Below are 13862 nucleotides of genomic sequence, written 5' to 3'. Positions count from 1 at the left end.
ATTTCCCATGGGACTGGAAGAGAAGCTGCCGAGCGGCTTTCTGCTGACCACCGTCGAACAGGCCGCGGGCTGGGTGCGCAAGTCATCCGTGTTCCCCGCGACCTTCGGCCTGGCCTGCTGCGCCATCGAGATGATGACCACCGGAGCGGGCCGGTACGACCTGGCCCGCTTCGGCATGGAGGTCTTCCGCGGATCCCCGCGCCAGGCCGACCTGATGATCGTGGCCGGGCGGGTCAGCCAGAAGATGGCGCCGGTGCTGCGGCAGGTGTACGACCAGATGCCCGCTCCCAAATGGGTCATCTCCATGGGGGTTTGCGCATCTTCAGGCGGAATGTTCAATAACTACGCGATTGTCCAGGGCGTCGACCACATCGTCCCGGTGGACATCTACCTCCCCGGTTGCCCGCCGCGCCCCGAGATGCTGATGGACGCGATCCTCAAGCTCCATCAGAAGATCCAGGGCGGAAAGCTCGGCGTGAACCGGGAAGAGGCGGCGCGCGAGGCGGAGGCGGCGGCCCTCAAGGCCCTCCCCACGATCGAGATGAAGGGGCTGCTCCGGTGAGCGACGCGAGCGAGACCTCCCCAGGCACCGACGGCACCGGGAACGGCAACGGCAACGGCACCGGGAACGGCAACAACGTTCCTGCCCCGCGGGTTTCCGCCGCCGGCCCCGAGGTGATCGGCGTCCGCAAGGGCATGTTCGGCGCCCGCAGCGGCGGCGACACCAGCGGCTACGGCGGCCTCGTCCGCACCGTGGCCATGCCGGGCGCGAGCCACCGCCCCTACGGCTCCTACTTCGACGAGGTCGTCGACGAGCTCGAAGGGGCGCTGGAGGAGCAGGACCTGCTCCCGCAGAACGCGATCGAGAAGGTCGTCGTCGACCGCGGCGAGCTGACCCTCCACATCGCCCGCGAGCACCTCGTCCGCGTCGCCAGGACCCTGCGCGACGACCCGGCCCTGCGCTTCGAGCTCTGCACCGGCGTCTGCGGGGTGCACTTCCCCGAGGACAAGAGCCGCGAGCTGCACGCCGTCTACCACCTGCGCTCGATCACCCACGGCCGGGTGGTGCGCCTGGAGGTCACGGCCCCGGACGCCGACCCGCACGTCCCGTCGCTCGTCTCCGTCTACCCGACGAACGACTGGCACGAGCGCGAGGCGTACGACTTCTTCGGTCTGGTCTTCGACGGACACCCGGCGCTGACGCGGATCATGATGCCGGACGACTGGCAGGGCTTCCCGCAGCGCAAGGACTACCCGCTCGGCGGCATCCCCATCGAGTACAAGGGCGCCCAGATCCCGGCTCCCGACCAGCGGAGGTCGTACAGCTGATGAACGCCCAGAACGCATCGAACAGCGCCTCCTCGGACACCGCGGCCTCCCGGGAGACCACCGAAGGCACCGTCTACACCGTCACCGGCGGGGACTGGGACGAGGTCGTCCAGTCCGCGGCGAAGGCCGACGACGAGCGGATCGTCGTCAACATGGGCCCGCAGCACCCCTCCACCCACGGCGTGCTGCGCCTCATCCTGGAGATCGACGGCGAGACCGTCACCGAGGCCCGCTGCGGCATCGGCTACCTGCACACCGGCATCGAGAAGAACCTCGAATTCCGGAACTGGACGCAGGGCACCACCTTCGTGACGCGCATGGACTACCTGACGCCGTTCTTCAACGAGACGGCGTACTGCCTCGGCGTCGAGAAGCTCCTCGGCATCACCGACCAGATCCCGGACCGCGCCACCGTCATCCGCGTCCTGCTGATGGAGCTCAACCGGCTCTCCTCCCACCTGGTGTGCATCGCCACCGGCGGCATGGAGCTGGGCGCGACCACGATCATGATCTACGGGTTCCGGGACCGCGAGCTGATCCTCGACATCTTCGAGCTGATCACCGGCCTGCGCATGAACCACGCGTTCATCCGCCCCGGCGGCCTCGCCCAGGACCTGCCCCCGGGCGCCGTGGACCAGCTCCGCGACTTCCTGGGCACCATGAAGAAGAACCTGCCGGAGTACGACAAGCTCGCCACCGGCAACCCCATCTTCAAGGCCCGCATGCAGGACGTCGGCTACCTCGACCTCACGGGCTGCATGGCGCTCGGCGCCACCGGCCCCATCCTGCGCTCGGCCGGCCTGCCGCACGACCTGCGCAAGGCGGACCCGTACTGCGGGTACGAGACCTACGAGTTCGACGCGGCGACCACCGAGAGCTGCGACTCGTACGGGCGGTTCCTGATCCGCCTGGAGGAGATGCGCCAGTCGCTGCGGATCATCGAGCAGTGCCTGGAGCGGCTGGAGCCGGGCCCGGTCATGGTCGCCGACAAGAAGATCGCCTGGCCCGCGCAGCTGGCGATGGGCCCGGACGGCCTCGGCAACTCGCTCGATCACATCAAGAACATCATGGGCACCTCCATGGAGGCCCTCATCCACCACTTCAAGCTGGTGACCGAGGGCTTCAGGGTGCCGGCCGGGCAGGCGTACGCGGCCGTCGAGTCGCCCAAGGGCGAGCTCGGCGTGCACGTCGTCTCCGACGGCGGCACCCGCCCCTACCGGGTCCACTTCCGCGACCCGTCCTTCACCAACCTTCAGGCCATGGCCGCGATGTGCGAGGGCGGCCAGGTCGCCGACGTCATCGTCGCCGTCGCCTCCATCGACCCCGTGATGGGAGGCGTCGACCGATGACAGCCAATCCGACCGGTCAAGGGGTGGGCCTGGGCATGCCCCAGCTTCCGGCCCCCGACTTCCCGGCCGACGTGCGCGCCCGGCTCGAAGCGGACGCGAAGGAGGTCATCGCCCGCTACCCCGACAGCCGCTCCGCGCTGCTGCCGCTGCTGCACCTGACCCAGGCCGAGGAGGGCTTCGTCTCGCGCACCGGCGTCCGGTTCTGCGCCGAGGTGCTGGGCCTGACCACCGCCGAGGTCACCGCCGTGGCCACCTTCTACACGATGTACCGGCGCAAGGCCTCCGGCGACTACCAGGTCGGGGTCTGCACGAACACCCTGTGCGCGGTCATGGGCGGCGACGCGATCTTCGACGAGCTCAAGGAGCACCTCGGCGTCGGCAACAACGAGACCACCCCCGACGGGAAGGTCACGCTGGAGCACATCGAGTGCAACGCGGCCTGCGACTACGCCCCCGTGGTGATGGTCAACTGGGAGTTCTTCGACAACCAGACCCCCGAATCCGCCAAGGCCATGGTCGACGACCTGATCGCCGGCCGGCCCGTCGCGCCGACCCGGGGCGCGCCGCTGTGCACGTACAAGGAGACGGCCCGGATCCTCGCCGGCTTCCCCGACGAGCGCGAGGGCGCGGTCGAGGCGAGCGGCGGCGCCGGCCCCGCCTCCCTGATCGGGCTGCGCATCGCGCGCGGCGAGACCCCGCAGCTCGGCAAGGTCGTGCACCCGCGTGGCGAGGCTTCTGCCGCCACCGAGGAGGGGGAGTGATGACGGTGACTGCCGAAATGCACGAGAACGGCGCCCCGGAGAAGCTGCTGGCGCCCGTCCTGTCGGCCTTCTGGGACGAGCCGCAGTCGTGGACGCTGGAGACCTACCACCGCCACGAGGGGTACGAGGGCCTGCGCAAGGCGCTCGCGATGACCCCGGACGACCTCATCGCCTACGTGAAGGACTCCGGTCTGCGCGGCCGCGGCGGCGCGGGCTTCCCCACGGGCATGAAGTGGCAGTTCATCCCGCAGGGCGACGGCAAGCCGCACTACCTCGTGGTGAACGCGGACGAGTCGGAGCCGGGAACCTGCAAGGACATCCCCCTCCTCTTCGCCAACCCGCACTCCCTCATCGAGGGAATGATCATCGCCTGCTACGCGATCCGCTCCGAGCACGCCTTCATCTACCTGCGCGGCGAGGTCGTGCCGGTACTGCGGCGCCTGCACGAGGCGGTGCGCGAGGCGTACGAGGCCGGATACCTCGGCGAGGACATCCTGGGGAGCGGGCTGAAGCTCGACATCACGGTCCACGCGGGCGCGGGCGCGTACATCTGCGGCGAGGAGACGGCACTGCTCGACTCCCTCGAAGGCCGGCGCGGACAGCCCCGGCTGCGCCCGCCCTTCCCCGCCGTCGAGGGCCTCTACGCGTGCCCCACTGTCGTCAACAACGTGGAATCCATCGCCTCGGTTCCCGCGATCCTCAACAAGGGCAAGGACTGGTTCAAGGCGATGGGGACCGAGAAGTCCCCCGGCTTCACGCTCTACTCCCTGTCCGGGCACGTCGCGGGCCCCGGCCAGTACGAGGCCCCGCTCGGCATCACCCTGCGCCAGCTCCTCGACATGAGCGGCGGGATGCGCCCCGGGCACCGGCTGAAGTTCTGGACCCCGGGCGGCTCCTCCACGCCCATGTTCACGGCCGAGCACCTGGACGTGCCGCTGGACTACGAGGGCGTCGGCGCGGCCGGCTCCATGCTCGGCACCAAGGCGCTCCAGTGCTTCGACGAGACGACCTGCGTGGTGCGGGCGGTCACCCGCTGGACCGAGTTCTACGCCCACGAGTCCTGCGGCAAGTGCACCCCCTGCCGCGAAGGCACCTACTGGCTGGTCCAGTTGCTGCGCGACATCGAGGCCGGCAAGGGCGTCATGTCCGACCTCGACAAGCTGAACGACATCGCCGACAACATCAACGGCAAGTCGTTCTGCGCGCTCGGCGACGGCGCCGCCAGCCCGATCTTCTCCTCGCTCAAGTACTTCCGCGAGGAGTACGAACAGCACATCACGGGCAAGGGCTGCCCCTTCGACCCCAGGAAGTCGACCCTCTGGGCTGACACGGAGGTGAACGCATGACCGTCACCACTCATGCTCCGACCGGTGGCGGAGAGGCCGCCGTGCCGCCCGAGGACCTGATCTCCCTGACCATCGACGGCATCGAACTGTCGGTGCCCAAGGGGACCCTCGTCATCCGGGCCGCGGAGCAGATCGGCATCGAGATCCCCCGGTTCTGCGACCACCCCCTCCTCGACCCGGTCGGCGCCTGCCGCCAGTGCATCGTCGAGGTCGAGGGCCAGCGCAAGCCGATGGCCTCCTGCACCATCACCTGCACCGACGGCATGGTCGTCAAGACGCAGCTGACCTCCCCGGTCGCCGAGAAGTCCCAGCGCGGGGTGATGGAGCTGCTGCTCATCAACCACCCGCTGGACTGCCCGGTCTGCGACAAGGGCGGCGAGTGCCCGCTGCAGAACCAGGCGATGTCCCACGGGCAGAGCGACTCGCGTTTCGAAGGCAAGAAGCGCACGTACGAGAAGCCCGTCCCGATCTCCACGCAGGTGCTGCTGGACCGCGAGCGGTGCGTCCTGTGCGCGCGCTGCACCCGCTTCTCCAACCAGGTCGCCGGCGACCCGATGATCGAGCTCCTGGAGCGCGGCGCGCTCCAGCAGGTCGGCATCGGCGAGGGCGACCCCTTCGAGTCGTACTTCTCCGGCAACACCATCCAGATCTGCCCCGTCGGCGCCCTCACCTCGGCCGCCTACCGGTTCCGCTCCCGCCCGTTCGACCTCGTCTCCTCCCCGAGCGTGTGCGAGCACTGCGCGGGCGGCTGCGCGACCCGGACCGACCACCGCCGCGGCAAGGTGCTGCGCCGGATGGCCGCCGAGGACCCCGAGGTCAACGAGGAGTGGATCTGCGACAAGGGCCGTTTCGGGTTCCGCTACGCGCAGCGGCCCGACCGGCTCACCACCCCGCTGGTGCGCGGCTCGGACGGGGTCCTGGCCCCGGCGAGCTGGCCCGAGGCCCTGGAGGCCGCGGCCGCCGGGCTCTCCGCGGCGCGCGGCCGGGCCGGGGTCCTGACCGGAGGCCGGCTCACCGTCGAGGACGCGTACGCGTACGCCAAGTTCGCCCGCGTCGTCCTCGACACCAACGACATCGACTTCCGGGCCCGGATCCACAGCGCGGAGGAGGCCGACTTCCTGGCCGCCGCCGTCGCCGGCACCGGCAAGGACCTCGACGGCCGGGGCGTGACGTACGCGAAGCTGGAGGCGGCCCCCGCCGTCCTGCTCGCCGGCATCGAGTCCGAGGAGGAGGCCCCCGGGGTCTTCCTGCGGCTGCGCAAGGCCCACCGCAAGCACAAGCAGCGGACCTTCGCCCTCGCCCCGTTCGCCACCCGCGGCCTGGAGAAGGCGGGCGGCGCGCTGCTGGCCGCCGCCCCCGGCACCGAGCCCGAGTGGCTCGACGCGCTGGCCTCCCGCACCGGCCTGGAAGCCGGCGGGGCCGAGGCCGCCGAGGCGCTGCGCCGAGCCGGTGCGGTCATCGTCGTCGGCGAGCGCCTCGCCGGTGTGCCGGGCGCCCTGACGGCCGCCGTACGGGCCGCCGCCGCGACCGGCGCGCAGCTCGTGTGGATCCCGCGCCGGGCGGGGGAGCGGGCCGCCGTGGAGGCGGGCGCGCTGCCCTCGCTGCTGCCGGGCGGCCGTCCGGCCACCGACCCGCGGGCCCGCGACGAGGTCGCCACCGCCTGGGGGCTGGACGAACTCCCGCACCGCTACGGCCGCGACACCGGCCAGATCGTCGAGGCCGCCGCGGGCCGCGAGCTCTCCGCCCTGCTGGTCGCGGGCGTCGAGATCGCCGACCTGCCGGACCCGGCCCGGGCGCTGGTCGCCCTCCAGGAGGCCTTCGTGGTCTCGCTGGAACTGCGGCCCGGGCAGGTCACCGACCACGCGGACGTGGTCTTCCCGGTCGCGGCCGTCGCCGAGAAGTCCGGTGCGTTCATCAACTGGGAGGGCAGGGTCCGGCCGTTCGAGGCCGCGCTCAAGCCCGACCAGATGACCCGCCGGCTCGCCCCCGCCGACGCCCGCGTCCTGCACATGCTGGCCGACGCGGCCGACCGGCCGATCGCGCTGCCCGACGTACACGCCGTACGCCGCGAGCTCGACGCGCTCGGCCCGTGGGCCGGGGAGCGCGCCGCCGCGCAGTCGGCGGACACCGCGCCCCTGCCCCGCCCGGGCGCCGGCGAGGCGGTCCTCGCGGGCCACCGGCTCCTGCTCGACCAGGGCCTGCTCCAGGAGGGCGACGAGGCCCTGGCCGGCACCCGGCACGAGGCGAGCGCCCGGCTGTCGGCCGCCACGGCCGCCGAGACCGGCGTCAAGGACGGCGACGTCCTCGCGGTGACCGGTCCCGCCGGCTCCGTGGAACTCCCGCTGCGGATCACGCGGATGCCCGACCGGGTGGTCTGGCTCCCGCTGAACTCCGCCGGGCACGGCGTCCTCGCCGACACCGGGGCCCACCCGGGCACCCTCGTACGGATCGGCCCGGCGACCCCGGCCGACGGCAGCGGCACCCCCGCGGAGGTGGGAGCGTGAACGCGGTACAGCTCGCGGCCGAGGACCTCTCCCTGTTCGGCAGGGACGTCTGGTGGCTGGTCGTGATCAAGGCGGTGTTCTGCTTCGCCTTCCTGATGGTGACCGTGCTCTTCTCCATCGTGTGGGAGCGCAAGGTCGTCGCCTGGATGCAGCTGCGCATCGGCCCCAACCGGCACGGCCCCTGGGGCATGCTCCAGTCGCTCGCCGACGGCGTGAAGCTGATGCTCAAGGAAGACATCATCGTCAAGCGGGCCGACAAGGTGGTGTACGTCCTGGCCCCGGTCATCGCGGCGATCCCGGCCTTCATGGCCATCGCGGTGATCCCGTTCGGCCCGGCCGGCGACGAGGTCTCGATCTTCGGCCAGCGCACCACGATGCAGCTCACCGATCTGCCGATCGCGATGCTCTACATCCTCGCGGTCGCCTCGGTCGGCATCTACGGCATCGTCCTGGCCGGCTGGTCCTCGGGCTCGACGTACCCGCTGCTCGGCGGCCTGCGCTCCTGCGCGCAGATGATCTCGTACGAGATCGCGATGGGCGCGGCCTTCGCCTCCGTCTTCCTCTACTCCGGGTCGATGTCGACCTCGGCGATCGTGGAGGCGCAGGCCGACCGCTGGTACATCGTGCTGCTGCCGGTGTCCTTCATCATCTACGTCATCACGATGGTCGGCGAGACGAACCGGGCGCCGTTCGACATGCCGGAGTCCGAGGGCGACCTCGTCGGCGGCTTCAACACCGAGTACTCCTCCATCAAGTTCGCGCTGTTCATGCTGGCCGAGTACGTCAACATGGTCACCGTCTCCGCGGTCTCGGTCACCCTCTTCCTCGGCGGCTGGCGGGCCCCGTACCCGATCAGCCACTTCTGGGAGGGCGCGAACCACGGCTGGTGGCCGATGCTCTGGTTCGTCATCAAGGTCCAGCTGCTGCTGTTCTTCTTCATCTGGCTGCGCGGCACGCTGCCCCGCGTGCGCTACGACCAGCTGATGAAGCTCGGCTGGAAGGTCCTGATCCCGGTCTCCGTGGTCTGGCTGATGCTCGTCGCCACCGTCCGGGCGCTGCGCAACGAGAACTACGACTTCTCGGAGATCGTGCTGTACGTCGGCGGCGGGGTCGTCGCGATCCTGCTGCTGTCCTTCGTCGCGGACCTCTTCCGCGACCGGAAGGAGAAGGCCGTCGCCGAGCAGGCCGGCGGGGCCGCCGGGGCCGAGCCCTTCGACCCGATGGCGGGCGGGTTCCCCGTACCGCCCAAGCCCGGCCAGCAGCTGGCACCCGTACCGCGCAGGCGGCCTCGCAGTGAGCGGGAGCTGATTGTCAGTGGCGGGACGAATACTGACAGTGACCGAGAGGAGGGTGCTGAGAATGTCTGACAAGTCCGACGCCGAACAGGGCGAGAAGTGGCAGAACCCGGTGGCCGGCTTCGGCGTGACCTTCAAGGCCATGTTCAAGAAGCGCCTCACCGAGCAGTACCCCGAGCAGCAGAAGACCACCGCCCCGCGCTTCCACGGACGGCACCAGCTGAACCGGCACCCGGACGGCCTGGAGAAGTGCATCGGCTGCGAGCTGTGCGCCTGGGCCTGCCCCGCCGACGCCATCTACGTGGAGGGCGCGGACAACACCGAGGAGGAGCGCTACTCCCCGGGTGAGCGGTACGGGCGGGTCTACCAGATCAACTACGCCCGCTGCATCCTGTGCGGGCTGTGCATCGAGGCCTGCCCGACGCGGGCGCTGACGATGACGAACGAGTTCGAACTGGCCGACGCCAGCCGGGAATCGCTCATCTACACCAAGGAGCAGCTGCTCGCCGGCCTGACCGAGGGCATGGTGGAGGCTCCGCACTCGGTCTTCCCGGGCACGGACGAGCAGGACTACTACCGCGGGCTGGTGACGGGGGCGGCTCCCGGGACGGTCCGCCAGGTGGCGCTCTCCAAGGGCGAGACCGCGGCCGGTGCCGAGGAGGTGCAGGCATGAGCGCCCTCGCAGCGGCCACCGCGACCTCCACGGGCGAGGCGGTCCAGTTCTGGGTCCTCGGCACCGTCGCCGTCATCGGCGCGCTGTCGACGATCCTCATGAAGAAGGCCGTGCACAGCGCGCTCAGCCTGGCCGGGACGATGATCATCCTGGCGGTCTTCTACCTCGCCAACGGGGCGTACTTCCTGGGCGTGGTCCAGGTCATCGTCTACACCGGCGCGATCATGATGCTCTTCCTCTTCGTGGTCATGCTCGTCGGCGTCACCGCCGCCGACTCCCTCAAGGAGACCCTCAAGGGACAGCGCTGGCTGGCCGTACTGTGCGGGCTCGGCTTCGGCGTCCTGCTGATCGCGGGCATCGGCAACGCCAAGCTGAACCACTTCAACGGGCTCGGCCGGGTCAACTCCGCCGGGCACGTTGAGGGGCTGGCCACGCTGATCTTCACCAAGTACGTGTTCGCCTTCGAGATCACCGGCGCGCTGCTGATCACGGCGGCCGTCGGCGCGATGGTCCTCACCCACCGCGAGCGCACCGAGCGGGCCGCCACCCAGCGCGAGCTCGCCGAGCGGCGCGTGCGCGAGGGCGTGCAGCTCCCGCCGCTGCCCGCGCCCGGCGTCTACGCCCGGCACAACGCGGTGGACGTCGCCGGACTGCTGCCGGACGGCACCCCGTCCGAGCTGACCGTCAGCAAGACGCTGCGCGCCCGCGGCCAGATCCGGGACGTGTCGAGCCAGGCGCTGAACGATCTGAAGGCGCTGGAGCAGGCGTCGGCGGAGCGCCTCGGCCGTGAGGAGGCCTCGAAGTGAATCCGGTCAACTACCTGTACCTGGCCGCCCTGCTGTTCACCATCGGCGCGGCCGGCGTGCTCATCCGCAAGAACGCGATCGTGCTGTTCATGTGCGTGGAGCTGATGCTCAACGCCTGCAACCTCGCCTTCGTCGCCTTCTCCCGGATGCACGGCAACCTCGACGGCCAGATCATCGCCTTCTTCACGATGGTCGTCGCCGCCGCGGAGGTCGTGGTGGGCCTCGCGATCATCGTGTCGATGTTCCGTACCCGCCACTCGGCCTCGGTCGACGACGCCAGCCTGATGAAGCTGTAAGGGGCGCTCACAGTGGAGAATCTGATCGGGCTGCTGATCGCGGCGCCCCTGCTCGGAGCGGCGGTGCTGCTCCTCGGCGGCCGGCGCCTCGACAAGGCCGGGCACTGGCTCGGCACCCTCTTCGCCGCCGCCTCCTTCGGCATCGGCGTTGCCCTGTTCACCGACATGCTGGGCCGCGGGGCAGAGGACCGCACCCTGCACGAGAAGCTGTACACGTGGATCCCCGTCGAGGGCTTCCAGGCGGACGTCGCCTTCCAGCTCGACCAGCTGTCGATGACGTTCGTCCTGCTGATCAGCGGGGTCGGCACGCTCATCCACATCTACTCGATCGGGTACATGGAGCACGACGAGCGCCGCCGGCGCTTCTTCGGCTACCTGAACCTGTTCCTCGCGGCGATGCTGCTGCTGGTCCTCGCCGACAACTACCTGCTGCTGTACGTCGGGTGGGAGGGCGTCGGCCTCGCCTCGTACCTGCTCATCGGCTTCTGGCAGCACAAGCCCAGCGCGGCGACCGCCGCGAAGAAGGCCTTCCTGGTCAACCGGGTCGGCGACATGGGCCTGTCGATCGCGATCATGCTGCTGTTCACCACCTTCGGGACCTTCGCCTTCGGCCCGGTGTTCGCCTCCGTGGGCAACGCCACCGAGGGCAAGCTGACGGCGATCGCCCTGATGCTGCTGCTCGCCGCGTGCGGCAAGTCGGCCCAGGTGCCGCTCCAGTCCTGGCTCGGCGACGCGATGGAGGGCCCGACCCCGGTCTCGGCCCTGATCCACGCCGCGACGATGGTGACGGCGGGCGTGTACCTGATCGTCCGCTCGGCCGCCGTGTTCAACGGGGCGCCGGACGCCCAGCTGGTGGTCACCGTCGTCGGCGCGGTCACGCTGATCTTCGGTGCGATCGTCGGTTGCGCGAAGGACGACATCAAGAAGGCCCTCGCGGGCTCGACGATGTCGCAGATCGGGTACATGATCCTCGCCGCGGGCCTCGGCCCCGTCGGATACGTCTTCGCGATCATGCACCTGGTCACGCACGGCTTCTTCAAGGCCGGCCTCTTCCTCGGCGCGGGTTCCGTGATGCACGGGATGAACGACGAGGTGGACATGCGCAAGTACGGGGCCTTGAGGAAGTTCATGCCGGTCACCTTCGTCACCTTCGGCCTCGGCTACCTGGCGATCATCGGCTTCCCCGGTCTGTCCGGCTTCTTCTCCAAGGACATGATCATCGAGGCGGCCTTCGCCAAGGGCGGCACCCAGGGCTGGATCCTCGGCGGGGTGGCCCTGCTGGGCGCCGGCATCACCGCCTTCTACATGACCCGGGTCATGCTCCTCACCTTCTTCGGCGAGAAGCGCTGGCAGCCCGATGCGCAGGGGCACGAGCCGCACCCGCACGAGTCCCCGAGCTCCATGACCATCCCGATGATCATCCTGGCGTTCGGGTCCGTGTTCGCCGGAGCCTTCTTCGAGATCGGCGAGCGCTTCCTGAAGTGGCTGGAGCCCGTCACCGGCTACGAGCACGGCAACTCGCCGGTCAGCGCCATGGCGGTGACCGCGTCCACGATGGTCGTCCTGGTCGTCGGCGTCGCCCTCGCCTGGTCGATGTACGGCCGGCGGCCCGTCCCGGTCGTCGCCCCGCGCGGCTCGCTCCTCACGCGGGCGGCCCGGCGGGACCTGTACCAGGACGACTTCAACCACGTCGTGCTGGTGCGCGGCGGGGAGCACCTGACCCGCTCGCTCGTCTACCTCGACCACAGCCTGGTCGACGGGGTGGTCAACGGGACGGCCGCCGCGGTCGGCGGGGCCTCGGGCCGGCTGCGCAAGCTGCAGAACGGCTACGCCCGCAGCTACGCGGTCTCGATGTTCGGGGGCACGGCGATCCTCGTCGCCGCGACCCTGCTGATGAGGGCGGTGTGAGATGAGTTTCCCGCTTCTTACGGTGACGGCCGCGGTTCCCGCGGTCGGCGCCGTCCTGACGGCGGCCGTCCCGGCCGCCCGCAGGACCGCCGCCAAGTGGCTGGCGCTGCTCTTCTCGCTGGCGACGCTGGCCCTGGCCGTGCTCGTCGCGGTCCGCTTCGAGCCCGGTGGCGCCCGCTACCAGCTCACCGAATCACACGCCTGGATCGCCGACTTCGGCGTGCGCTACGAACTGGGCGTCGACGGCATCGGGGTGGCGCTCATCGCGCTCACCGCCCTGCTGATCCCGTTCGTGATCGGGGCCGGCTGGAACGACGCCGACCCCCTGGAGACCTCTTCCTCCCGCTGGCGGCCGACGCAGGGCTTCTTCGCCCTGATCCTCATGGTCGAGGCGATGGTGATCATCTCCTTCGAGGCCACCGACGTCTTCCTCTTCTACATCTTCTTCGAAGCCATGCTCATCCCGATGTACTTCCTCATCGGCGGCTTCGGGGACCGGGCCCACGCCGGCTCCGACGAGAACGCGGCCGCGCAGCGCTCGTACGCGGCGGTCAAGTTCCTCCTCTACAACCTGGTCGGCGGCCTGATCATGCTGGCCGCCGTCATCGGCCTGTACGTGGTCGCCGGGAACTTCTCGCTCCAGGAGATCACCGCCGCCCGCGCCGCGGGCACGCTCGACATGGCGACCAACACCGAGCGGCTGCTGTTCCTCGGCTTCTTCTTCGCCTTCGCGGTGAAGGCCCCGCTGTGGCCGCTGCACACCTGGCTGCCGAACGCGATGGGCGAGGCCACCGCCCCGGTCGCCGTCCTGATCACCGCGGTCGTCGACAAGGTCGGCACCTTCGCGATGCTCCGCTTCTGCCTCGGGCTCTTCCCCGAAGCCAGCAAGTGGGCCACGCCCGCGATCCTCGTCCTGGCCCTGATCAGCATCGTCTACGGCGCCCTGGTCGCGGTCGGCCAGCGGGACATCAAGCGCCTGGTGGCGTACGCCTCGATCTCCCACTTCGGGTTCATCATCATGGGCATCTTCGCGATGACCTCCCAGGGGCAGTCGGGCGCGACGCTGTACATGGTCAACCACGGGATCTCGACGGCCGCGCTGATGCTGGTCGCGGGCTTCCTGATCTCGCGCCGCGGCTCCCGGCTCATCGCCGACTACGGCGGTGTGCAGAAGGTGGCCCCGGTGCTGGCCGGCACCTTCCTGATCGGCGGCCTCGCCACCCTGTCGCTGCCGGGGCTCGCGCCCTTCGTCAGTGAATTCCTGGTCCTGGTCGGCACGTTCGCCCGGTACCCGGTCATCGGCATCATCGCCACCATCGGCATCGTGCTCGCCGCGCTCTACACGCTGGTGCTCTACCAGCGCACGATGACCGGCCCCGTGAAGGCGGAGGTCTCCGGGATGCACGACCTGCGCCTGCGCGAGGTGCTGGTGGTCGCCCCGCTGATCGTGCTGCTCATCGGGCTCGGCGTGTACCCGAAGCCGCTCACCCAGATCGTCAACCCGGCGGTGGAGCACACCATGTCCGACGTCCACGAGAAGGACCCCAAGCCACAGGTGGCCGTCGAGGCCAAGAACGGGGAGGCGGCGAAGTGAG

12 protein-coding genes are annotated in these 13862 nt (G+C 70.1%); all 12 read left to right on the top strand.

The features are described 5' to 3' along the window. The first annotated feature begins 7 nt into the window (after window positions 1-7). From ACS04_RS00820 to ACS04_RS00765, 12 genes are read left to right on the top strand one after another with little or no spacing between them, the layout of a single operon-like run. The gene (locus ACS04_RS00820) at window positions 8-562 is read left to right on the top strand and encodes a NuoB/complex I 20 kDa subunit family protein (RefSeq protein ID WP_030028258.1); all 555 of its coding nucleotides are present in this window, start codon (window positions 8-10) and stop codon (window positions 560-562) included. Then, window positions 559-1329, top strand: coding sequence for an NADH-quinone oxidoreductase subunit C (locus ACS04_RS00815; RefSeq protein ID WP_048474487.1), 771 nt, complete (start codon window positions 559-561; stop codon window positions 1327-1329). The genes ACS04_RS00820 and ACS04_RS00815 overlap by 4 nt, the downstream gene beginning before the upstream one ends. Continuing rightward, window positions 1329-2678: an NADH-quinone oxidoreductase subunit D gene (locus ACS04_RS00810; RefSeq protein ID WP_048474486.1), complete on the top strand. Its 1350-nt coding sequence runs from the start codon at window positions 1329-1331 to the stop codon at window positions 2676-2678. The genes ACS04_RS00815 and ACS04_RS00810 overlap by 1 nt, the downstream gene beginning before the upstream one ends. Beyond that, window positions 2675-3439 (top strand): NADH-quinone oxidoreductase subunit NuoE, encoded by a 765-nt coding sequence (gene nuoE, locus ACS04_RS00805; RefSeq protein WP_048474485.1) that lies wholly within the window; start codon window positions 2675-2677, stop codon window positions 3437-3439. Before ACS04_RS00810 ends, nuoE begins: the two co-directional genes overlap by 4 nt. Continuing rightward, the gene (gene nuoF, locus ACS04_RS00800; protein ID WP_048474484.1) at window positions 3439-4785 is read left to right on the top strand and encodes an NADH-quinone oxidoreductase subunit NuoF; all 1347 of its coding nucleotides are present in this window, start codon (window positions 3439-3441) and stop codon (window positions 4783-4785) included. The genes nuoE and nuoF overlap by 1 nt, the downstream gene beginning before the upstream one ends. Continuing rightward, window positions 4782-7289: an NADH-quinone oxidoreductase subunit G gene (locus ACS04_RS00795; protein WP_048474483.1), complete on the top strand. Its 2508-nt coding sequence runs from the start codon at window positions 4782-4784 to the stop codon at window positions 7287-7289. The genes nuoF and ACS04_RS00795 overlap by 4 nt, the downstream gene beginning before the upstream one ends. Then, window positions 7286-8656 carry an NADH-quinone oxidoreductase subunit NuoH gene (gene nuoH, locus ACS04_RS00790; RefSeq protein WP_048474482.1) on the top strand — a complete coding sequence of 457 codons (1371 nt, stop codon included), beginning with the start codon at window positions 7286-7288 and terminating at the stop codon, window positions 8654-8656. Before ACS04_RS00795 ends, nuoH begins: the two co-directional genes overlap by 4 nt. Beyond that, the gene (gene nuoI, locus ACS04_RS00785; RefSeq protein WP_048474481.1) at window positions 8649-9257 is read left to right on the top strand and encodes an NADH-quinone oxidoreductase subunit NuoI; all 609 of its coding nucleotides are present in this window, start codon (window positions 8649-8651) and stop codon (window positions 9255-9257) included. The genes nuoH and nuoI overlap by 8 nt, the downstream gene beginning before the upstream one ends. Further along, the gene (locus ACS04_RS00780; RefSeq protein ID WP_048474480.1) at window positions 9254-10063 is read left to right on the top strand and encodes an NADH-quinone oxidoreductase subunit J; all 810 of its coding nucleotides are present in this window, start codon (window positions 9254-9256) and stop codon (window positions 10061-10063) included. The genes nuoI and ACS04_RS00780 overlap by 4 nt, the downstream gene beginning before the upstream one ends. Next, window positions 10060-10359 (top strand): NADH-quinone oxidoreductase subunit NuoK, encoded by a 300-nt coding sequence (gene nuoK, locus ACS04_RS00775; protein ID WP_048474479.1) that lies wholly within the window; start codon window positions 10060-10062, stop codon window positions 10357-10359. Before ACS04_RS00780 ends, nuoK begins: the two co-directional genes overlap by 4 nt. 12 nt (window positions 10360-10371) lie before the next feature. After that, on the top strand, window positions 10372-12267 hold the full coding sequence (nuoL, locus tag ACS04_RS00770; RefSeq protein WP_048474478.1) for an NADH-quinone oxidoreductase subunit L: 1896 nt from the start codon (window positions 10372-10374) through the stop codon (window positions 12265-12267). Window position 12268: 1 nt separating this feature from the next. Then, window positions 12269-13861: an NADH-quinone oxidoreductase subunit M gene (locus tag ACS04_RS00765; protein WP_048474477.1), complete on the top strand. Its 1593-nt coding sequence runs from the start codon at window positions 12269-12271 to the stop codon at window positions 13859-13861. Window position 13862 lies beyond the last annotated feature (1 nt).

The organism is Streptomyces roseus, assembly GCF_001044425.1.
In the GTDB taxonomy this organism is placed as follows: domain Bacteria; phylum Actinomycetota; class Actinomycetes; order Streptomycetales; family Streptomycetaceae; genus Streptomyces; species Streptomyces roseus.
The sequence above is the reverse complement of the archived record's forward strand: the minus strand, read 5'-3'. Positions and strand labels throughout refer to the sequence as shown.